Consider the following 21410-nt stretch of genomic DNA (forward strand, 5'->3'; position numbering starts at 1 on the left):
CAGCTTCAGTAACCCACAATTGACCCTGGCTATCTGCCTCCAGACCCAGCGGGCTGACTAGACCAGACGCTACCTGAGTGACAGGCGATGGACTAATATGATCCTTGAAGACTTGGCAACCTGCTGCACCGTATAAAAGAGCAGTTGCGATAAATAGTAAACGTATGTAGCGCATATAGTATAGAGAAAAATAGATACACCTACAATTTGACACTTACCGCATCGGCAAGCCATTTTCAATCAATTACTAATTAAGGTCCAGATACTTAGCTCAGAAGATACTCATTCAACTACTTACTTCGTCGTTATGGACAAAAATCGATTATTCTAGGAAATATATTTATCGAATTTGAGTCAAATGCTATCATATTCGGGACACCTATTGTCAACTACACAAAATAGTCACCAAATAGCTAATAGGGCTAGCATCGAATTCGGCATCGATTCAATTACCGGTTTTTTGCAGGAAATTGTAATACTCGGTACATATTGGCAAATGATGGGTAGCTTAAAATATAGTAAGTCCAACGCTGGTACTATGTACATGCCCCCAACTACAGGATTGACCGTTTGAACATTCTCTCTTAGAAAATGTACTACTTTCATAAAAACAAATGCCTCGCTTATGCTTTCGGTACTAGTCACAGGAGCAACTTCTGGTATTGGCTTAACTATCGCCACAAAACTGCATGAACGTGGTTTTAAGGTTTTTGGAACCAGCCGCTTTCCGGAGAAGTACCAGCAAAAGTTACCCTTTCCCCTCTTACCGCTTGACATCACCTCCGAAGAGTCAGTTAACCGTTGCGTAGCGGCTTTTTCTGCCCGTTCGCCCGTTATTGATGTGTTGATTAATAATGCCGGTATGCTCGTCAGTGGCAGTGCTGAAGGAACAAGCCTTGATGAGGCACGTCAGCAGCTAGACGCTAATTTTTGGGGAACGGTTATGCTGACCAGAGCTATTTTGCCACGAATGAGGCAACAGCGAAAGGGCCGCATTATTACGATTGGATCAGTAGCCGGTTTGATCGGGGTTCCGTTTCAAAGTTATTACGCTGCCTCTAAACACGCGATTGAAGGTTTTTTCAAGTCGCTTCGTTTTGAAGTAGCGCCCTTCAACATCGATGTTTCTGTTATTGAGCCAGGTTTTTTCAAAACTAACCTGGAGCAGACCAATGAGCCAGCCCGCTCTACCATTCCCGACTACGAGGTAAGTCAAAAGAACGCGTTGCGGATTTTCGCAAAGTCCATTCAAAAGGCGCCCACCCCTGAACCTGTTGCAGAGGTTACGTTAAAAGTAATTCAGGCCAGTCGCCCCCGATTCAGTTATCATGTTGGCAGCGAGGCAAAGCTATTACCATTGCTCCAGTTCATGTCCTATCGGTTTTTTGAGTGGGGAGCCCGAAGAAAGTTTAAGTCAGCGTGAAATGTACCATCAAGCCCGTTCGCTCTGGGCGAGCTGGATAGACAAGACTTACATCATGCCTTATCTTGATCCACTATACGGCTCTGCTACGTAGCCAGTATAAAAGAGGAAAACAGATAGGACTATTTTGTACTCGTTTGTTTACTCTTCACCGGAGAGGATTTTGCGCCGATGAAGTTCACCCCAGCTGCGTAAGGATTCTATAACTCCGCCCAAGGTTTTGCTATGAGGTGTCAACGCATAAGTCACTTTAACGGGATAGGTGTCGTAGACAGTCCGTTTCACCAGCCCATTCACTTCCATATCCCGTAATTCTTTAGATAGCATTCGGTCGGTGATGCCATGAACTTCTTTCGCAATTTCGCCAAAGCGCTTCTCTCCAAAGGTCAAGGCAACGATAATGGGCAACTTCCATTTGCCGTTTAATACGTCCAGCGCATCCCGTACGGGACGCAACGTGCTGACGCATTCTTCATGTTTCAATTCACCTATTTCCATCTTACCAAACTAGACGATTGACAAAACCCTGTTTCCGTAAGTACTATACCAGAGTATAGCGCTATACTCTGGTATAGTACTTACAAAAGTATAGTGTATGAAGTAAATTTGCATCATCAATCAGGGCAAAATTTATGACCTGACTAAAATGAAATCGGCAATGAATCTTCATAGAAAACTTGTCAACGTATATACCCCACCTGTTCAACAGGGTTTTTTGGGCGATGGCCATGTTGCTAGGCCGGTCATTCAGGTTGATTACATCCAAAGTGATCCGTTCATTGTACTAATGGACGATCAGCTTACCAAACTAAATGAGCAACCCGTGGGTGGTCCGCATCCGCATGCCGGGTTTGAGACCGTGTCCTTACTGCTGGAAGGCGAAATGGGTGATGAGGCTCACCGATTGCACGATGGTGATTTACAGATTATGACCGCCGGTAGTGGCATCATTCATACGGAAACCATTGAGCGCCAGGCATCCATGCGGCTGCTCCAATTGTGGCTAAATCTACCAAAAAAAGATCGCTGGGCTAAGCCGCGCGTTCAGGATCTTTCTTTGGATAAGGTACCGACTTTTGCGCAGAACGGCGTAACCATAGGGGTTTACAGTGGCTCGTTGGCTGGCTTGACTTCACCAATTCAGAATTATGTACCACTCATCATCGCCGATATCCGGTTGCAGCCAGGAGCTAGTACCGTGCAGCACATTCCGGCTTCGTATACCGCTTTCTTGTATGTACTTGACGGCAGTCTACAAGTAGGAGATCAGGCCCAAGAGATACATCAGGAGCAGGTCGGTTGGCTGAACAGATCCGCTGATGAAGCATCGAGCGAGCTGAAATTAACCGCTGGTGAATCCGGAAGCCGATTGATTCTGTACGCCGGTGAGCCACAAGGTGATGCCATCGTATCGCACGGCCCCTTCATTGGCGATACTCAGGAGGACATCAGACGGCTCTATCAGGAATACAGGCAGGGTAAAATGAATCACATAGCCACCGTTGAGGCTTCGCAGCGGATGCTGTGGTAAGCTTCTCCTAGGCCATCAACAAAATCCTTTCTCAGTACGGACAAGTCAATAATTTTCAAGCATATGTCAACTACCAAATGGGTCCTAGACCCCACACACAGCGAATTAGGTTTCAAGATCAAACATCTGATGATCAGCAACATTTCAGGCTCTTTCCAGCAGTTTCAGGTAGCGGTTGAAACAGATAACGACAATTTCAGCACGGCACAGATTCGGGCGACTGCCGAAATAGCTTCTATCCACACCAATAATGAGCAACGCGACCACCACTTGCGTAACTCCGATTTTTTCGATGCGGAAACCTATCCCCAGTTGACGTTTTCATCGACAAAAGTAGAGCAGCTAACCGACGATACTTTTAACGTCTATGGGAATTTAACCATGAAGGGGACTAGTAAACCGGTCAAATTGACGGTTGAGTACAGTGGCGTTACGAAAGACCCCTGGGGTGGTCAGCGAGCGGGTTTTACCGTGACTAGTAAAATCAACCGCAGCGATTGGGGCATTAACTTCAACGGCGTCCTGGAAACCGGCGGGTTAGCGCTGGGCGAAGAGGTGAAGGTTAATAGCGAAATCCAGCTGGTTAAACAGCTCGCGACGGTAACCGCTTAACCAGACTCATTTGTAAAGCAGCCTTCTGAAGTGCCTGATTGAATCGGGGGCTTTAGTAGGCTGCTTATTAATTTATAGTCAGATCTAAAAATGCCTGTACTTTTGCGGCTGCCTGACACTTACTCATCTTACGTTATCCTTGTCACAATCGTCTTCCATTCAAGAATTTACCCTTGATCCGCAGAACAGAGCAAGCCTGTTTGTCAAAAAGTTGCAAGGCTCTTTTAGTCAGGAGGGGCATGATATCGGTACGCCACACCGCGATGACCATTATCTTTTTATGCTGGCTTCTGAGGGAGAGATGGTCTTGAACATTGACTTCGCTCGGGTGGAGGTCAAAGCACCCGCGCTGGTGCTAATTACACCTGGGCAAGTGCATAACGTGCTTGCAGCGAAACGAATGCAAGGCTGGACCGCTGGCTTTGATGCTTCATTGATTGATGGTGATTTTTTGCAGGTATTAACCCGCTACTTTCGCAGGTCAGTGGTTAGTCACCCCCAACAACCTTTGCTGGATCGTAGCCATACACTGTTGCAGCTGTTGGAGGTCATTCAGACGGGTTCGCACGATGCATACACCCACATTACCCTGCGCAGTCTGCTGACGGCCTTGCTGAGTCTGCTAGCCGGTCAGCTTACAAATCAATCAACAGGCGTGAAAGAGCCAGAGCGACGGGTAACTGTGATTGAGCAGACATTTCATCAGCTATTGGAACAGCACTATGCCAATTGGAAACAACCCGCTCAGTATGCCGCCGAACTAGCCGTCTCCGTTTCGTATCTCAACGAGGTGGTCAAAACCATCACGGGCCATTCGCCTTCGAGCCTGATTCAGCAACGATCCATTCTGGAAGCCAAACGACTGCTTTATTTTACGAATCTGACTGTCAAGGAAATTGGTTACCAACTTGGCTATGAAGACCCCATTTATTTCAACAAACTATTTCGTAAACGGACGGGCAGCACCCCACTTGCCTTTCGACAACAGTTCCGCGATTAGGACCATCTTTTCCGCTAACAGAGCTATATAGGACTACGGTCTATACGCTTGTTTTGCAACGAAATCAAACTCGTTATGCAAACCAACATAAATATTTCACTTGTTCTGGAAGCCGTCCGGCAAATTGGCGATACGTTCCTCCTCCATTATAAAAACACAGCGATTCCAACCGACATGGATTCACTCATGGATCGCTTAAATCAACTGGACGAACAATGCCTGTCTAGTCTGAAAGCCAATCTGTTGCCAGCTTATCCGGACATACCCTGGTTCGTCGGTGATGAGTTTGACAAAGCGGGCCAAAAACAGCCGCTTGATCTACCCGAATACTGGCTATGCGATGCGATGGACGGAGCCATTCAGTATTTGCAACACCTACCGGGCTGGACCATCAACCTCGTGCTGATCCGTCAGGGACAGCCTTACTTGTCAGTGGTGTATGCTCCGCTGGAAGGCGAGCTGTTCTGGGCTCAGCAGGGCAAGGGGGCCTATCTAAATAACCAGCCTGTCCATCCCAGCACTAAAACTGATCCCGCCGTTATGGTAGCGGTATTCGATTACGGTCACCAGGATGAAGCGGCCTTCGCTCCTAACCTGAATCAGCAGGTAGGCACGGCTGTAACCCGCTTGCTCGATCACGTTGGTATCGTTCGCAACTACGGTCCACATGGGTTGCAACTGGCCAATGTAGGAGCAGGTCGCATCGATCTGTTTTATCAGCCCGGTCTGGACACCTTCAACTGGCTGGCCGGGCTACTTATCGCTCGTGAAGCCGGCGCTCTCGTGCTGACCACGACTGGTCAAGCTTGGCAATGGGGCGACGATAGTTTGCTGGTAGCAGCTCCCAGCGTAGCTAAAACGCTGTTGACTAGCCTAGTAAAGGACTTGTAATTTCTCACCTAATCTTTTCTAAATCATGACAATAGCCATCATCGGTGCTTCTGCGGGCATTGGCCTGCTCACCGTCGAAAGAGCCCTGGCCAGTGGACACCAGGTGATTGCCCTTTCGCGGGACACCTCACCCATTCCAGATCATCCAGCCCTCACCAAAGTAAAGGGCAGTGCCACCTCCGTTGCTGACCTTAAAGGACTCATCATCGACGCCGATGCGGTTCTGGTTACCATAGGGACCAAGAAAAAGAAAGGGACGACCTTGTTCTCCGATACCGCTCAGGCACTTATTACCGCGTACGCTGAGACTCGATCCAAGGCCCCGCTGCTGGTAATTACCGGCTTCGGCACAGGCGAAAGCAGGCGATATTTGGGGTTGTTCATGAAACTAGTTATCCGCTTTTTTCTCAGGGATCAGTATACCGACAAAACGAGAATGGAAGTCATGCTGGCCAAGGGTTTGATTCGCTGGGAAATCGTTCAGCCGGGTATACTCACCAACGGCTCGCACACAGGAAACTACCGAGTACAATCCTCACTGCATAAAGGCATGCAGGTTGGCCGCATATCCCGCGCTGACGTAGCTGATTTTATGATAAATCAGGCAGAAAATCCCACATTCCTGGGCCAGCACGTGGCTATCAGCTACTAAACGAATGGGCCGTTAATCAAAATACAGGCAAGGCTTACAGAGCGTATTTAGGTAACGGTGTGTCTTTAAGCAGTTCCTCCTCTTCCGGGTCCGAGCTACCAAACACGCTGGCGATCTTTTGGACCGGCTCGCTCGCCAAGATTCCCACTACGGTGTTGACGATTGATACACCCAGCGCTGTTTTGGGATAAGCTATCCGAGGGATACCGGGCGGCAGTTTTTGAACCGACTCAACGTAAGGTCGGAGAATACGTTCGTAGCTGGCAAACCCATCTTCGAAGCGTTCATGGGTGGCCAGTTCGCCCGCCAGTACGTAAGCCCCTACAAAGGCCAGCGTGGTACCTTTGCCCGTTATGGGTGCGGGGCAGTAGGCTGCGTCCCCAACCATGGCAAAACGACCGGTTGACCAGCGGGGAGCTTTGATCTGACCAACGCCGTCAAAGTAGATATCGTCGCTTTTTTCGACTTCCTGGGCCAGGCGGGGTGCTTCCCAGCCTGCACCAGCCAGCCGACTGAGCAGAATGGCTTTCTTAGTATTCTTGTCTAATTTTTCATACTCTTCCTGCGGCAAAAGAAAATTGATGGAAGCACGGGTGGTTCCCTCGTTATCGGGTCTCAGCAACAGCACACGTGAGTCATCCGCTGTGTACCAGCGTGCCCAGTTGGTGTCCGTTTCCGTTTTGGCAATTGTCAGGTAGGCAGTGCACAGGCCCAGATAGTTGAACACAGACTCGTCGCCAAACATCAACGTTCTCGTCCTGGAACGAATCCCATCTGCCGCAATTACCAGATCGTACGTTTCGGTATGGCCGCTGGCAAACGTAACCGTGGCCTGATGATCATCCTGAGCCAGTTGAGTAATCTGATCGTCGAACCGGTACGTTACGTTTTCTTTAGTGATCTCATAAAGAATGTTCACCAGATCACCCCGAACAATTTCCAGTTCTTGGGTGAGGCTGTTAGCTCCCTCTTTTGGAAAACTAGCCGTCACCTGGTTATCCTTGTCTACCCATTGCGTTCCGATTTCACCCGTATTGGCAGCCTTTATCTGATCCAAAATGCCCATTAGTCGGGCAACTTTTCGGGCAGGTCCGTTAACATCAATGTTTTGCCCGCCCAGCCGAAGCGACGGTGATCGTTCGACAACCGAAACCTCAAATCCATATTTATGCAGCCAGTAAGCTAGCGTTGGTCCGGCAATGCTAGCACCAGCGATAAGAACTTTCTGTTTTTTCGTTTCCATTTTGTTTACACGTCGTTCGAGTTAACTGCTTCCTCAGTTGTTTGAGGATTATTCAGCGTTTACTTTTGATTAGATACAAAACAACGATATTGTACCTTTGTTATGATATTACAACGGAAATCAAATAAATATGCCTAAGCTATCCGCGGTTCCGGTATTAATGGAGTGGGAACGCTTTGTGGACGAGAACCCACAAGGGGGTATTAGGGAGTTTGCCAGTTGGTTGCTAACGAATACCGATCCGCTACGAAAAACCCCAACAAAGCTGGAATCAGAGCCCTTGATGAAATCGGGAATGCGCCTGTCGGAAGCCTTCCAGGAAAGTGAAGATTTCCTATCCTGGTTTTTTATGGGCCGTCTAATCCGGTACGTTAAATTTTACACCAAATCGATGATGGCAGAGCAGGGCATGAGCGGGCCAGACGAGTTTTTGTTTCTTTCCCTGATCAACGAGATGGACAGACCTACCAAAAAAGAGGTATGCGTAGCCAACGCTACCGAGTTGACCACTGGTATGGACATCCTACGTCGATTGATCAAGTTAGGGCTAATTGATGAATTCGCCGATGAGCGGGACAGGCGGTCTAAGCGGTTAAACTTAACACCAAAGGGACACGACACGGTACAAATAATAGCGAAGGGTTTGAGTCAGCTCCACCATAGCGTACTGGCGGATCTTGAGGCAGCGGAACGAAAGCATTTTTTACAGACGCTTCAATACCTCAACAATTACCATTTCCCGTTTTATGAACCTTGACAAGAAAAAGCCGTTCGATACTCCCGAACCGAATCTAGCCAGCTCTATATGAACATAGGCATTGAATAAAACCGATCTGACGTAAGTTTGCGAATTGATCGCCAACAGAAAGCCTTTAATCACTTCTGAGCGACGCTTTACTTCATGACAATTTGGTACATCATCGATCTGGCGGGGACGAGTGTCTTTGCTATTTCGGGCGCACTTTCCGCCCTGAGCAAGAAAATCTACCATGATCTGGTTGCCCTGTTTTTTGTAGGCTTTTTGACAGCCGTGGGTGGAGGAACGGTTCGCGACGTCATCATGGGTGCCTATCCGATTTCCTGGATACGGGATCCGGCTTATTTGATCGTCATTCTTCTAAGCGTTCTTGTTGCGGTGGCCGGGCGCACCTGGTGGCGTGGTGCTTTTCGGCGGCCCTTAGTCTTCTTCGACACAATTGGTCTTGGCCTGTTTACGATTCTGGGTATGCAAAAAGCGCTGCATTCGGGCGTAAACGGCTGGGCTGCCATAGTATTGGGGATCATCACGGCTCTTTTCGGCGGTGTGATTCGGGATACCTTCGTGAATGACTTGCCCCTTATTTTAGATCGGCAGCTCTACGTTACACCCTGTTTGACCGGTGCTCTCCTCTACCAATTGAACGCAAGCCTGGGCCTAGACCCAACGCTCAACGTGATCGTGTCAGCGGGTTTGATTACCCTATTCAGGCTCATGGCAATTCGCAAGGACTGGACCTTACCCCGGATTGAGAATTAAGCGAAACCAAAAAGCTTACCCCTAATCGAGCCATTCGTAGCGACAACTAATTCTTCATAACAGCTGCGTCATTAGGCGTTTTGAACGAATCAGACAAAATCACCCGGCTTCAAGCTGAACCAATTGTTGGCTGGACGTGTCAGGCAAACGATTGGAGATGTGTCTGGCGTCTTCGTTGCATTCTCCAGTCACTACAAAAAGTGTAGTTAGTCAGATTAGCTGACGAACCAATACATTGCGAGCCGTGGAAGATACCAAGGGACTACTTAATCAAATAAAACACCATGACCAATTAGCGGTTACAGTGAACCAAAACTGTTCAATCGCCTTACCCGAAGCGGCTTTACACAAGTTGCTTCAGCCACATAGATTAACGTATTACTATTTCATGTTCTTTGATCAGGGAACGGAAACGGTTGAGGTTGATCGGCAGGAAGTAACGGTTTCCAGCAGCCAGCTTGTATTTGGTCTACCCAATCAATCGTTCGTTCACGATTCGCCCAATCACAACAATCAACAATATAAGTTTAGCTTTGACGAACAGACATTGGCCTTACTCCCACGGGCTTACCCTTTTCTGACGAACCCCAAACAGGCTAGCGTAATCTCCTTTGACCCACTTGCCAAACAGCGGGTTAGCGCTTTGCTGTCCATGTTGTTTCAACTACTCCATGCATCCACCAAGCCGATCAGTACGGATATTATTTTAGCGCATTTAAACTCGCTGCTCAGCGAATTCAATGGTGCCTACTTTGATGACGAAAGCAGAGGCTACATGCCCGACTCAAAACGGACGAAATACGTTGCGTTTAAATTAGCCGTCGAGAAACAGTTGACCGAGCAGCCAGACGTGCATTCTATTGCTCACCAACTAGGCTTGACAACCAGCAGCCTATACGCACTAGTTAAAGAATATTCTGGCCTGTCACCCAAAGAATGGGTCATCAATCAACTGATGGTAGAAGCGCAACGTCAGCTTCAGTATTCACCTCGTTCGGTGAAAGAAATTGCCTACGAATTAGGGTTCAACGATCCGGCTTATTTCTCCCGGCTCTTCAAAAAAAAGACGGGTAAAACGGTCAGTACATTTCTAGCCGACTTGCGCGATTTGTCCAATAGATAACACGATTTGTCCCCCTCCCTTCCTGTAGAGTGCTCTACTTTTGCTGAACTCATTGATAGATAAATAAGTAAAATGAAAACAGCACTAGTAACCGGAGCCAATAAGGGTATCGGTCTGGAGGTCGCCAGACAGCTCGCGCAGCATGGATATTTCGTATACTTAGGGAGCCGCACGCTGGCGAATGGTCTAGCGGCTGTCGAAAAGCTAAATGCCGACGGTATCAGCAACGTGGAAGCCATTCAACTAGACGTTACCGATGAGCGGTCGGTTCAAACCGCGCGCATAGAGTTAGCAAAGAAAACGGCGACGTTAGACGTACTCGTTAACAACGCTGGTATTTCAGGCGGGTTTCCCCAAGCAGTGCTACAAGCATTCATTGATCAGTTCAAGGCTGTTTTCGAAACCAATTTATTTGGAGTTGCACGGGTTACAAAAGCCTTTATTGATCTGATGAAGCAATCGCCTGAACCACGCATTGTTAATGTAAGTACAGCCTTGGCCTCGCTCACGCTTGCCGCTGACTTAAGCAATGATAACCGATACGCAGTTTATCAGTCGAGTAAAGCGGCTTTGAACATGTACACCGTTAGCCTGGCCCACGAATTGCGTGATTCACCGTTTCGGGTCAACGCGGTTTGTCCTGGCTATACACAAACTCATTTTACCAACCATCAAGGTACGAGTACAGTGCAACAAGCCGGCCAACGCATCACTAAATATGCCCTGATTGATCAGGACGGCCCAACCGGAAAATTTATCAGCGAAGAATACTTTCCTGAACCAGCCAGCTGCCCCTGGTGAGGTTAAAAAACAGCTTACTATCGTAGCCCATTGACTGAATGAACTCCGGTTCGGTCAATGGGCTACTACCAATGCATCTCCTTCTCATTCTTTTTAGTCCTCAGTGACTTGATGTAAGCATAGACCGAAGTTATGCAAGTCAAAATGCGCCGTAGGTTAAGTATTGTAAGTCCTGTTTCTGAACGATATAGCTATCTGGCAGGTAGCAGTTAAAACAAGTCTATAAGGTAATAGTATGGCTCCGGTGTCTTTAGTAGCAATGAACTCAACGAAACCCATTGCGAATCCATTAACGACAAAACACCACTTTGCCATTTTAGACGGTCTCCGGGGAGTGGCCGCTGTAGCCGTAGTCATCTTTCATTTTATGGAGTTCATCGCGCCTGACTACCACGATAGCTTCATTGCACACGCATACCTTGCCGTTGACTTTTTTTTCTGTTTGTCCGGCTTTGTCATCGCTTATGTTTATGATGATAAGCTCCAGCAAATAGGCATTGTTACGTTTCTAAAGCTTCGGCTAATTCGCTTGCATCCACTGGTTATCATTGGTTCCGTGATTGGTTTGATCGCCTTTTTGTTTGATCCGTTCAGTAACCTTCACCGACTTTATGACCAGAAAATCGTCGCGATGTTTGTCGCTTCCTGTCTGATGATTCCATATCCCCTGGTAAGGGAACGCTACTTCAACCTATTTCATTTAAATCCACCTACCTGGTCGTTGTTCTGGGAGTACGTTGCTAACTTGCTTTACGCCCTGATCTTGGTCAGGTTACCCACAAAAGTAGTATGGGCTTTAACGATCCTAGCGGCTTTTTGCTTGGTGTATGAAGCGCGCAAATCGACTTACCTGGGTGTAGGCTTCGGCGGGGATAACGTCATGGGTGGAGGTATTAGAGCGTTGTATTCCTTTCTGGCAGGCATGCTCGTGTACCGCTGCAAGTGGATTATTAGTACTCGTCTTGATTTTGTTTCGGTTGGCTTGTTGTTGTTAGCGGCTTTTCTTATCCCTTTTTCGAAGCCCGTCAATTGGTTCGTCGATTCCGGAGTTGTCATTGTCTACTTTCCTTTTCTAATAGCTTTGGGGGCAGGGGCACGATTGAATAAAGCCCTGACAGGGCTTTGCCGATTTTCGGGTGAAATTTCGTACCCTTTGTATATGATTCACTACCCTTTTTTGTGGATCGTTTTGAGTTATATCGAAGTAAAAAAGCCGTCGATTAGCGAGTTGACCGTTATCACGATTGTCGGGACTATTTTATTGATTCTGCTCGCCTATGCAGTCTTGTTATTCCTGGATAGTCCCATTCGGAAGTACCTAAAAAAGAAACTATTGAAAACGATGTAATTAATTGAGGGCTTAAATGATGTATTGTTACGAGTCAAATGCGCAGCTATACACCGATAACTGTATTCATTACAGCTGTTTAAGCCTGTCATTTTAGGTTAATTCCGCCATTTCGATTTCGAAAAAGTCTTCTTTGGGCGCGTCGCAGGTTGGACAGGTAAAGTCATTGGATAATAAAGCAAAAGAGACACCGTTCGAAACACCCCTTAATGGCTCACCAAATTGGCTGTCATAAACCGTGAAGCAATGACTGCATTGGTGGACTTTTGGTCGTTCATGTACGTCAACTTCCGGCTGGTCAACTTTACTATCAAGCGGCTCATCGTTCCTGATTAATCGCCGGGCACTGAACTTTCGACAAAGTCGTTCGATCTGAGCCGGCACGTGAATTTTTAGTAACCCCCGTTCGAACAGATGGTAAGTGCGACTGTTTGGGTTAAAATTATCGGTATAGTATAAATCGTACACGCTGAATAAAGCCAGCTTGCCGACGCGAAAGACGGGACGCTGCCGTATCAATACGGAACCGAATACCTCTGACTTCGGCTGCGTCTGAACGCCAAAACACAACCCAAAAGTGCGGGTATCATTTTTCTCAAAATACCGCATAACGTAGCTTTTGAGCTGCGTTCCATCGGTTGTATAATCCTCGGTTTGCCAGGCCAACTCATTAGCCGCGTGACGAACGTTGATATTATGCTTTCCCAAGATATGAGACCATGCCGCACGGTCTTTCTCCTCAATACCTTTGATAATAAGCGACTTCCAAGGGGTTGTGCATAGTTCACCGACGCGGGTTTTCAGGCATAGCGCACATACATCCAATAGAAAGGCAATGGAAAACTGTTCATCCCGGCGGTAAAGTCCCAACCAAGACCGTTGTCCGTACCGGTTAAACCCTTCGTAGTAAGGAAGCGAGAAATCAGGCAATTCCACGTCCTGCGAGGCCGGTTGCGTAACGAATGGCTGAGCCGTTGTTACAGCGTTATACAAGGCTTCTTCCTCCTGAATAGCCTGATCGAGCATCGCTTGTTCCAGCGTTTTAGCCAGACGGCCAATATCGTTGGTATACACCAGTTCGGGCCAGCGAAACAAGGTATTTCGCTGCTTTGGACGAATGTACAAAAACCAGAAGTGCGGCTCAGGTGAAGCAATAAAGTTTAAATTTCCGGTAAAAAAAGGCGTAAAACTTTGGTTAGCATCGGACAGGTTGACTTTCAGGCGGGGCTGATAATCAAATTGATCCAGCACAGTATGATACTCGCTTTCGCGAAGCCACGCGCCCGTACGAAAGACTTCTTCACCGCAATAAGAGCTAATGATATTGGGGAATTGCTCGGTATTTATTTCGTACTTGATTTGGTGCTGCTTCAACTCCTTTTCAAAAAAGCGCATGTCCTCGTAATGGACAGTCATCAGCAATTGCTGACGAGCGCCAAAACGGACGGTTCTAACCTTGGCGTCGTAGGCTAATTTCAATACCAGTTGCAACGCGCCAGGAGATACGATTCCAGCAGGCAAATTGACTTTTAAGGTATAGTAATCACGCATGGATCAAAGCAGATAAGTGAGCAAGCAATAGTCTGTAATCGATTTAAACACCCGTTAACTCACTCATGAACAACAGTATGCTTCGAATTTCGGGTCGACAAGAGCCGCAGCCTGTTCCGGCACCCGTTTTTTGACAGAGTTGCTGGAAGTCGGTGCAACCAGCTTCGATAGCCCGCTCTAAATTTCCCTGACCAACGGTGTTACACGAACATACCAGTTTGCCTTCGACCGGGTCTATGCTCTTGCTGGATCGCAAAAGCTGAAGGCGCTTTTCCGAGAGCTCTATGCCGTTTGCAATCAGATCGCGGAATTCCGTAAATTCGTTTTTATCGCCAACCAGGATAGCCCCAACCAGCTTGTCGTGGTGAACAATGCATTTTTTGTAGTAGCGCTTTGCTTTGTCGATAAAGACAATTTCTTCATAGCCCGATTTTCCCGCCGGGACTTCACTGATGCCAATGCTGCATAAATGCAGTCCTTCCATTTTTAGAATATTCATGGACAGACTACCCCGGTACGGCTGAGAAATATCACCGGCAATAAATCGGGCGGCTGTTTCTGCCTGCTGCTCGGCGGCTAAGGTTACGCCCCACATGTGACCGTTCCACTGCGCTACTTCACCAGCCGCAAAAATAGCGGGGTCGGACGTTTGCAGGTAGTCATTTACCACTACTCCTCGATTGCAGGTAAGTCCTGCTTCGCGCGCCAGTTCAATATTGGGTTCGGTGCCGATTGCCATGACAACGACCTGACACGCCAACTGACGGCCTGATTTTAAGCGAACACCACCCAAGTGGTCAATGCCAGCAAACGTTTGAATTTCTTCGTTGAAATACACCTCAATGCCCCGATCGAGCAGTTCCAGGTAAAGTAATTCGCTGGCCAATGCGTCAAGCTGCCGCTCCATAAACCGGCCCGACCGGTGAATCAGCGTCACGCGAACGTTAATTTGCCGGAGCGAAGCCGCCAACTCCAAGCCAAGCAAACCTCCACCCACCACTACCGCGTGGGGTGCGTCGCCGGTAAGAAACGGCAGCAGTGAATCAGCATCGAGTCGTGAACGCATGTTGAAGATGCCCGGCAATTTAGGAATCCCTTTCGGCATAAAGGCGCGACTTCCTGTTCCGAGTAGCAGCTTATCGTACGTGTGTTCGATACCTTCTGTATCCGTAACGACTTTGGCTTTCCGGTCGATATGCGCAATGCCCACGCCTTTGTGAACGATTATGTTGGCTTCGTTGAACTGATCTTCACGCAATCGGACAAGCTGATCCCACGTTTGCTCTCCGCTGATGTAGTCGGGCAGCAAGACCCGATTGTAAAAGGGGTAAATCTCTTTTGAAAATACGTGAATCTCATCCTGATTTACGTTCGGCTCCAGCGACCGGTACGCATTAATAAAGCCTAGCCCCGCCGATCCGGCACCAATAACGATTATTTTTTCAACTGGCTTTTTGTAAGGAACTACCTCCACCGCCGAAAACTTAAAATCCGGTTCTTTGGAGCGCGGATCAACCAGTGCATTGGTCAGGTTGTTGGCCCGATTCAAGTTACTGTTCAGCATCTTACCCCAGTGCATTGGCATAAAACACAAGCCGGGCCGGACGTCATCGGTCAGTTGCGCTTTTACCCGAACCACTCCCCGCCGTCCCTGCACCTCAACAAGTTGCCCCTGGCGAATGCCACGAACCTCAGCATCGGCGGGATGAATTTGCAAAAACGGCTGTGGGTTATGTTGGTTAAGTTTCGCAACGCGTCCCGTCTTCGTCATGGTATGCCACTGATCCCGAATGCGACCCGTGGTAAGGACAAGGGGAAACTGCTCATCCGTTGGCTCCGATCTATTCTCGTCCGGTACCGGGTGTATCTGCGCCCGACCGTTTGCTGTGTAGAATTGATGATTGGCGAATAATCGTTTTGTTCCTGCCGCGCCGTCCGCTCCGTCGTTCATCGAATACGGCCATTGAATTGTCCGGTTCTGCTTTAGGATGTCATAACTTACGCCCGTTACATCGATGCTTGTTCCTTCCGTAATTCTTGCGTATTCTTCGTACACCTGTGCGGCTTCGGTATAGTCAAAAGAAGCGCCAAATCCCATTTTCTGCGCGAAACGCCAGATAATTTCCGCGTCGGGCAGAGCCTCACCCGGCGCGTCGAGTATTTTGGGCAGATAGCTGATTCGACGTTCGGCGTTGGTCATCGTTCCTTCCTTCTCCAGCCAGGCCGCAGCAGGCAATACCACGTCGGCAAACTGGACAGTGTCGGCCCGGTTTGAAACATCCTGTACCACCACAAAGCGGGCCTTTTTCAGCGCCTTCTCGGTCGCGTTGACATCGGGCATACTCACCAGTGGATTGGTGTTGATTATCCAAATGGCTTTCAGTCGATCATCTGACAAGGCGTCGATCATTTCAGTAGCTGTCAACCCTGGTTTTGCCGCAATCTGGATTGGGCTATTCCAGAAAGCTTCCATTTCGGCGCGGTGTGCGGCATTGGTCACATCGCGATGGGCGGGCAGCAGATTAGCTAAACCGCCTGTTTCGCGCCCACCCATTGCGTTAGGCTGACCCGTTAGCGAGAAAGGTCCATTGCCCGGTTTACCGATCCGACCCGTAATCAGATGCAGGTTGATGAGCGACAGATTTTTATTAACGCCGACTGCCGATTGATTGAGGCCCATCGTCCAGAGCGACAGAAAACCCTTTGAACGGGCAATCCAGCGTGCAGCGGTGTAAATACCTTCTGAGGGAATCCCACACAACTCGGCAGCTTCGTCGATGGATCGTTGCATCACCTGTTCACGGTACGCGGTAAATCCATCGGCGTGATTGACGATAAATTCGTTATCAACAGCGTTATTTTCGATCAGCAAGCGACCAATCGCGTTGTTCAGTACAATGTCCGTACCGGGTCGGATGGGTAAGTGTAGATCAGACGAGCGGGCGGTATCGGTACGGCGGGGGTCTACGCAAATGATTTTGACGGTAGGATTGGCAGCTTTGTGTGCTTCAATACGACGCCAGAGAATAGGATGGCACCAGGCTGGATTCGCTCCCTCGACCAGAAAAACGTCCGCTTCTTCAATATCGTCGTAACAAACGGGTACAGAGTCTTCACCCAATGTCAGTTTATAACCGACCACCGCCGAACTCATGCATAACCGGGAATTGGTATCGATGTTATTTGACCCGATAAAGCCTTTGATAAGCTTGTTGACCAAATAATATTCTTCCGTCAGGCATTGTCCCGATACGTAAAACGCAACGGAATCAGGGCCGTATTTTTGAATCAATGTTCTGAAAACAGCAGCCGTTCGTTCCAAAGCTGCATCCCAACTCACCCGTTGCATGGGCATCGACCGATTGAACCGCATCTGCGGATACAATAGCCGATCCGACTGATCCATGACGGTGTAATGCAAATTCATTCCTTTGGAGCAAAGCATGCCCTTGTTGGACGGATGTTGCGGATCACCTTGCAGGCTCAGTCGCCCGTTCTGCTCCTGTTTGATCACGATTCCACAGCCAACGCCACAGTAGCAACAGGTAGTTTGGTGAGTCATAAGTTTTCAGAGAAAATAAGAAAGTAGCCCTTGACGCGTTGCTATTCTTTTTACCAACTAGGCGGTTTGCAGTTCCGCTTCCGTTGGCTCAATCACGACGGCTTTACCGAAATTGACCAGGAACAAAAGTACCCCCACAACGGCAACAATGCAGCCGATGTACAGAAACGCCTGACTGTAGGAAATCGATTGCGACTTGAACAGAAAGCCCATTAGCATCCCTCCTACGTTACCACCGGCACCGACAATACCGGATATCATCCCTACTGCTTTCGGATTAACAAACGGAACAATGGCGTACGTACCGCCATTCGACATTTTCAGGAATAATGCGAAAGCAAGCATTGATGCAATAGCCATCGGTAAACTCCCTGCCTGCGCGAACAGAATAACGCCCAGCCCTTCGAGCAATAACATGCTGGCTAGCAGAATACCTTTACCGCGCATGCCGTATTTGTTTCCTACTTTATCGGCTACAATTCCCCCCAATGCACGGGCAAAAATGTTCATGCCGCCAAAGAGCATAGCCCAAAAACCAGCCTGCGTTTCCTCCATCTTAAAGTTATCGAAGAAATACAGCGCGGCTACCCCATCGAAGGTAATTTCCATCCCGAAGCAGCAGCCATACGCCAGCGCCAGCGCCCACACCCGAACGTCAGAAATGGCTTTACCGAAGCTAATTTTTTCGGCCTTGTTGGTGGAATAACCACCCTTTTCTAGTTCGACGGAGCTGTCGCCGTAATTGCCATTCGGAGTATCTTTCGTAAAACGGTAGTAGACAAAGGCCATGATCAGCATCATTACTCCTGGTACAACCATTGCCAGCCGCCAAGCTTCCGGCTTGGTGTAGCCTAAACCGACGATAGCGGCCATGATCAGCGGCATTGCCACCTGCGTTATACCACCACCAAGATTACCCCAGCCACCCGCTACCGCATTGGCCGTCCCTTTGATTTTTGGCGCAAACATCATCGACGTGTGAAACTGCGTAATCACAAATGACGCGCCGATGGTGCCAATCGCTAATCGAAATAATAAAAACGTCGTGTAATCGTGCGCCAGTCCGACCAGCATAACCGGTAGCGAACCCAGCACCAATAAAGCCGTATACGTTTTACGTGGTCCCCACGTATCGCAAAGTTTACCTACCAGCAGGCGGGCAAAGATTGTCGCTGACACGGCGGCAATGATCGTGTTGCCAACCTGTGGTTTTGTCAACCCCAAATCGGCTCGAATAGCGGGCATTAGCGGAGCCAGCCCGAACCAACCAAAAAAGCAAACGAAAAAAGTGAACCACGTAATGTGAAACGTACGCATCTGAATTCCGTTAAATCGGAAGACATTTAGGGACTCAAGCGGTTTGTTAACGTTCATGATTAGATCGTGTTTGAGATTGGTGAAAACGTGTGTGAAATCACTATGGATAAAATCAGTTTTGAGAAACTAAGCGCACAGGAGAAGGATTACTTACTCGCAAAAAAATCGGGTTTGATATTGATCATCAGATAAGCCCACGTGCCTACTTTATCTTTCTGATTCATCGTACCCTGCTTCGTGTATTCCAGCGTATTGGTACCGTTCATGATCGCGTATCCGGCTTCCAGCATTGTGTATTTATTGAGCGCGTACGTAGCAACCAGATCGTATTCGACGCCTAACTTCGCAGATAAGGGAGTTGCTGAAGTCATGTCGGGCTGCTTGTTGTAGGTGGTATTGGCTAAGGCAAAATAGTGGATGTCAAACGTCGTACTCAGGCGTTTGCCGGTGTATCTGACCTTTACATAAGCATCCTGCAAACCTCCCGATGGTGAGCCGGTACCCGCGTAGAAGTAATCCATCAGGCCCCAAAACTTATGAGGTGTGCCGTAGAGTGGATCGAAGCGATTTGTTTCACCCGCTTTGAGGGTAGCGTCATTGTTGCCCGATACAATTTCATAGCCAGGCCCCACGCCAAAATTCCCTTTCTGAACGATGGCATTCGCGCCGTAGTGATGCGCTTTTCTGATCTGCAATCCGTCGCGGTCTTTGCCGGTTTGCCAGTACCCAAAAGCCTGCCAGAACACTTTGGTCGCAATGCCGGACTGCCCGGTTAACATCCCTCCGTACGTTACCCGTGAATTTGTACCAGACTGGTCATAACGTCTCCCATATACGTAACCGGTAGAAGCAGTACCAATTGAGTCGAGCCGGTACTTTTGAAAATCATCTTTGAAAACCAGCGCGGAGAATTTCGCCTGTCGAAATTTGCGTGTCAAATACGCCATCTGAAACGATTTGAACTGTTGGTTCTGCCCGTTTGTACTTACCGCATTGACAACCACTGGCGCACCGCCCTTCCCTACTGTCGGCAGAAAGCCGGACGGTACCGGTAGCGTTACGTTTTGTGTTGATAAAGCCGATGTCGGTACGTTGGCGGGGGTGTAATACGTGCCCGCCAAGCCAAATGCATCGGTATTTTGATTGAAGCCTACGCCCAGATCGAGCGCCCAACCGTTGTGCTGTGCTTTTAACAGTGCAGCATCGAAACGGCGGCCCTGCTGCAACCAGTCTAGATTACCGATTAATCGGGAATCGTCGTACACCATTTCCTGACGACCGATTTTCAGGGATAGAAAATCAATTACTTTCGATTTGATCGTTGTGTCGGCGCGGTTCAGCAGAACAATGTCACCCCACGCTTCGTGCACCATCAGCCGATTGCCGTCAGCGCTGGAGATGGTTGAAGCGTCCTGCCCCCAAACACGTACGTCCTGAACGGCAAAGCCAAAGGTTATCCGTTCCCATTTGTAGCCGAAGGTCAGCCGCGCCCGCTGCGACGTAAAAAAAGCGGGCGAAGCACCTGCCAACGGCAAATTTGCGACACCGTTACGAAGTTCCGTGCGGGTTCTGAGTTGACCAATCAGTGAGAATTGCGCTTTCAACTGCGGGGTTGAACTGAGTAGGCCAACACCAAGCAGCGCTAACCGCGTCAGGTAAGATTTAGTCATTTTGAGTGAATTGGGTGAGAAAATGAATCGCTTTGGCAATGGTATTCCTACCTACACAGGAATGCGTAGTAATCAATACATTACAGGATAACGGAGCTGGGTCTACCAACTAGATTCCGAATACAATACGGCGTTGGCCCCAGTTGATAGCAGACGGAGATTTGCTTTACGAGTAGCTTTTCATTTTCTTTGACATGTTTGTGTTTTTCGCATAGACAAACCCTGTTAAGCCGGTCCAAAGGTGCCCCCACACCGGATCGGCTTTTTATTATTAGCTAACCAGCGATACGTTGTGCAGGCATTCCGCTAAATACGACGGATGCAAGGAAACGACATCGCCGATGACAAGAACAGCAGGCGCCCCCACGCCATGCTCTTCTACCAACTGCGGAATACTCCAGACTTGCCCAACGACGCTTTGTTCATCAGCCCGCGTCCCGTTTTGAATTACTGCCATTGGTAAATGACCGCGTCCGGCCTGGCAGTACATGGCGCAGATTTCGCCTACTTTGTTAAGTCCCATCAGGACAACTACGGTCGCTTTCGACTGAACGGCCAGCCGCAAATCGTCGGATAATTCACCATCCCGCGTTGTACCCGTGATTACCCAAAAGCTTTCACTTACACCCCGACTGGTAACGGGTATTCCCTGCGATGCAGGAACCGCAATGCAGCTGGAAACACCTGGGACAACCTGACAGTCGATGCCATACTGCCGGGCGTAATCCGCTTCCTCGAAGCCCCGACCAAACACATAAGGGTCTCCGCCTTTCAGCCGGACCACATGCCCATGCTCCTGCGCCAGTCGAACGATTAGTGTGTTAATTGCCTCCTGCGAAAACGACAGCTTGCCAGCGCGCTTGCCAACGTATGTCTTGAGCGCATGTGCTGGTGCAAAGTCCAGCAAGGATGCATTCGCAAGGTCGTCATAGAGCACAACATCGGCCTGTTTCAGCGCTCTGATCCCTTTCAGTGTAATCAACTCGCCGTCGCCAGGACCCGCTCCTACTAGTGTAAGCTTTGGCTGCATAATAGTAGTATTTAATTAGCTGCATAGTAGATATCTACTATTTGTAGCTAGTAATAATCATTCGTTATTACGCTTCAAAATTAGATACGACATTCTTAAAAACAAGACTTAAGCCAATAATTATTTTTAATAAGGCACTT

18 protein-coding genes are annotated in these 21410 nt (G+C 48.6%); 11 read left to right on the plus strand and 7 right to left on the minus strand.

Going from position 1 to position 21410, the window contains the following annotated elements; translation table 11 throughout:
• Positions 1–625 precede the first annotated feature (625 nt).
• A complete protein-coding gene (locus M0L20_RS22330; RefSeq protein ID WP_248479177.1) occupies positions 626–1423 on the plus strand; it encodes an SDR family NAD(P)-dependent oxidoreductase in 798 nt (265 codons plus the stop codon).
• A 141-nt stretch (positions 1424–1564) separates the two neighbouring features.
• Here the strand turns inward: M0L20_RS22330 and M0L20_RS22335 are convergent, their stop codons facing one another.
• On the minus strand, positions 1565–1921 hold the full coding sequence (locus tag M0L20_RS22335) for a winged helix-turn-helix transcriptional regulator (RefSeq protein WP_232563090.1): 357 nt from the start codon (positions 1919–1921) through the stop codon (positions 1565–1567).
• Between the two features lie 160 nt (positions 1922–2081).
• Here M0L20_RS22335 and M0L20_RS22340 point away from each other — a divergent pair, with 160 nt between their 5' ends.
• The 5 genes from M0L20_RS22340 (at position 2082) to M0L20_RS22360 (ending at position 6109) form a co-directional block, all read left to right on the plus strand.
• Positions 2082–2954, plus strand: coding sequence for a pirin family protein (locus M0L20_RS22340; RefSeq protein ID WP_248479179.1), 873 nt, complete (start codon positions 2082–2084; stop codon positions 2952–2954).
• 63 nt (positions 2955–3017) lie between these two features.
• On the plus strand, positions 3018–3566 hold the full coding sequence (locus M0L20_RS22345) for a YceI family protein (RefSeq protein ID WP_248479181.1): 549 nt from the start codon (positions 3018–3020) through the stop codon (positions 3564–3566).
• A 139-nt stretch (positions 3567–3705) separates the two neighbouring features.
• Positions 3706–4566 carry an AraC family transcriptional regulator gene (locus M0L20_RS22350; protein ID WP_248479183.1) on the plus strand — a complete coding sequence of 287 codons (861 nt, stop codon included), beginning with the start codon at positions 3706–3708 and terminating at the stop codon, positions 4564–4566.
• 75 nt (positions 4567–4641) lie between these two features.
• A complete protein-coding gene (locus M0L20_RS22355) occupies positions 4642–5457 on the plus strand; it encodes an inositol monophosphatase family protein (RefSeq protein ID WP_248479185.1) in 816 nt (271 codons plus the stop codon).
• A gap of 25 nt (positions 5458–5482) precedes the next feature.
• On the plus strand, positions 5483–6109 hold the full coding sequence (locus tag M0L20_RS22360; protein ID WP_248479187.1) for an NAD(P)-dependent oxidoreductase: 627 nt from the start codon (positions 5483–5485) through the stop codon (positions 6107–6109).
• A gap of 34 nt (positions 6110–6143) precedes the next feature.
• On the opposite strand, the gene M0L20_RS22365 is transcribed toward M0L20_RS22360, so the two are convergent.
• Positions 6144–7352, minus strand: a complete 1209-nt coding sequence (locus M0L20_RS22365) for an FAD-dependent monooxygenase (RefSeq protein ID WP_248479188.1) — start codon at positions 7350–7352, stop codon at positions 6144–6146.
• A 130-nt stretch (positions 7353–7482) separates the two neighbouring features.
• Between M0L20_RS22365 and M0L20_RS22370 the strand changes: the two genes are divergently transcribed.
• The 5 genes from M0L20_RS22370 (at position 7483) to M0L20_RS22390 (ending at position 12140) form a co-directional block, all read left to right on the plus strand.
• Positions 7483–8109 (plus strand): MarR family winged helix-turn-helix transcriptional regulator, encoded by a 627-nt coding sequence (locus M0L20_RS22370; RefSeq protein ID WP_248479189.1) that lies wholly within the window; start codon positions 7483–7485, stop codon positions 8107–8109.
• A gap of 144 nt (positions 8110–8253) precedes the next feature.
• A complete protein-coding gene (locus tag M0L20_RS22375; RefSeq protein ID WP_248479190.1) occupies positions 8254–8868 on the plus strand; it encodes a trimeric intracellular cation channel family protein in 615 nt (204 codons plus the stop codon).
• A 388-nt stretch (positions 8869–9256) separates the two neighbouring features.
• On the plus strand, positions 9257–9991 hold the full coding sequence (locus M0L20_RS22380; protein ID WP_248479191.1) for an AraC family transcriptional regulator: 735 nt from the start codon (positions 9257–9259) through the stop codon (positions 9989–9991).
• A gap of 72 nt (positions 9992–10063) precedes the next feature.
• Positions 10064–10792, plus strand: coding sequence for an SDR family oxidoreductase (locus tag M0L20_RS22385; protein ID WP_248479192.1), 729 nt, complete (start codon positions 10064–10066; stop codon positions 10790–10792).
• A 259-nt stretch (positions 10793–11051) separates the two neighbouring features.
• Positions 11052–12140 carry an acyltransferase family protein gene (locus tag M0L20_RS22390; protein WP_248479193.1) on the plus strand — a complete coding sequence of 363 codons (1089 nt, stop codon included), beginning with the start codon at positions 11052–11054 and terminating at the stop codon, positions 12138–12140.
• 93 nt (positions 12141–12233) lie between these two features.
• Here M0L20_RS22390 and M0L20_RS22395 read toward each other — a convergent pair whose 3' ends face one another.
• The 5 genes from M0L20_RS22395 to cobA form a co-directional block, all read right to left on the minus strand.
• Positions 12234–13691 (minus strand): rubredoxin domain-containing protein, encoded by a 1458-nt coding sequence (locus tag M0L20_RS22395; RefSeq protein ID WP_248479194.1) that lies wholly within the window; start codon positions 13689–13691, stop codon positions 12234–12236.
• A 43-nt stretch (positions 13692–13734) separates the two neighbouring features.
• Positions 13735–17253 (minus strand): nitrate reductase, encoded by a 3519-nt coding sequence (locus tag M0L20_RS22400; RefSeq protein WP_248479196.1) that lies wholly within the window; start codon positions 17251–17253, stop codon positions 13735–13737.
• A gap of 57 nt (positions 17254–17310) precedes the next feature.
• The gene (locus M0L20_RS22405) at positions 17311–18627 is read right to left on the minus strand and encodes a NarK family nitrate/nitrite MFS transporter (protein WP_248479198.1); all 1317 of its coding nucleotides are present in this window, start codon (positions 18625–18627) and stop codon (positions 17311–17313) included.
• Positions 18628–18716: 89 nt separating this feature from the next.
• Entirely contained in the window at positions 18717–20240 is a 1524-nt protein-coding gene (locus M0L20_RS22410; RefSeq protein ID WP_248479200.1) for an alginate export family protein, read from the minus strand.
• A gap of 271 nt (positions 20241–20511) precedes the next feature.
• Positions 20512–21270 carry a uroporphyrinogen-III C-methyltransferase gene (gene cobA / locus M0L20_RS22415; protein ID WP_248479202.1) on the minus strand — a complete coding sequence of 253 codons (759 nt, stop codon included), beginning with the start codon at positions 21268–21270 and terminating at the stop codon, positions 20512–20514.
• Positions 21271–21410: the final 140 nt, after the last annotated feature.

Source organism: Spirosoma liriopis, from assembly GCF_023196085.1.
GTDB lineage: Bacteria > Bacteroidota > Bacteroidia > Cytophagales > Spirosomataceae > Spirosoma > Spirosoma oryzicola.

Coding starts and splice junctions, on each gene's coding strand:
- M0L20_RS22330 (WP_248479177.1), top strand. CDS start 626: ATGCTTTCGGTACTAGTCACAGGAGCAACTTCTGGTATTGGCTTAACT.
- cobA (WP_248479202.1), bottom strand. CDS start 21,270: ATGCAGCCAAAGCTTACACTAGTAGGAGCGGGTCCTGGCGACGGCGAG.
- M0L20_RS22395 (WP_248479194.1), bottom strand. CDS start 13,691: ATGCGTGATTACTATACCTTAAAAGTCAATTTGCCTGCTGGAATCGTA.
- M0L20_RS22390 (WP_248479193.1), top strand. CDS start 11,052: ATGAACTCAACGAAACCCATTGCGAATCCATTAACGACAAAACACCAC.
- M0L20_RS22370 (WP_248479189.1), top strand. CDS start 7,483: ATGCCTAAGCTATCCGCGGTTCCGGTATTAATGGAGTGGGAACGCTTT.
- M0L20_RS22355 (WP_248479185.1), top strand. CDS start 4,642: ATGCAAACCAACATAAATATTTCACTTGTTCTGGAAGCCGTCCGGCAA.
- M0L20_RS22375 (WP_248479190.1), top strand. CDS start 8,254: ATGACAATTTGGTACATCATCGATCTGGCGGGGACGAGTGTCTTTGCT.
- M0L20_RS22365 (WP_248479188.1), bottom strand. CDS start 7,352: ATGGAAACGAAAAAACAGAAAGTTCTTATCGCTGGTGCTAGCATTGCC.
- M0L20_RS22410 (WP_248479200.1), bottom strand. CDS start 20,240: ATGACTAAATCTTACCTGACGCGGTTAGCGCTGCTTGGTGTTGGCCTA.
- M0L20_RS22400 (WP_248479196.1), bottom strand. CDS start 17,253: ATGACTCACCAAACTACCTGTTGCTACTGTGGCGTTGGCTGTGGAATC.
- M0L20_RS22340 (WP_248479179.1), top strand. CDS start 2,082: ATGAATCTTCATAGAAAACTTGTCAACGTATATACCCCACCTGTTCAA.
- M0L20_RS22385 (WP_248479192.1), top strand. CDS start 10,064: ATGAAAACAGCACTAGTAACCGGAGCCAATAAGGGTATCGGTCTGGAG.
- M0L20_RS22405 (WP_248479198.1), bottom strand. CDS start 18,627: ATGAACGTTAACAAACCGCTTGAGTCCCTAAATGTCTTCCGATTTAAC.
- M0L20_RS22335 (WP_232563090.1), bottom strand. CDS start 1,921: ATGGAAATAGGTGAATTGAAACATGAAGAATGCGTCAGCACGTTGCGT.
- M0L20_RS22345 (WP_248479181.1), top strand. CDS start 3,018: ATGTCAACTACCAAATGGGTCCTAGACCCCACACACAGCGAATTAGGT.
- M0L20_RS22380 (WP_248479191.1), top strand. CDS start 9,257: ATGTTCTTTGATCAGGGAACGGAAACGGTTGAGGTTGATCGGCAGGAA.
- M0L20_RS22360 (WP_248479187.1), top strand. CDS start 5,483: ATGACAATAGCCATCATCGGTGCTTCTGCGGGCATTGGCCTGCTCACC.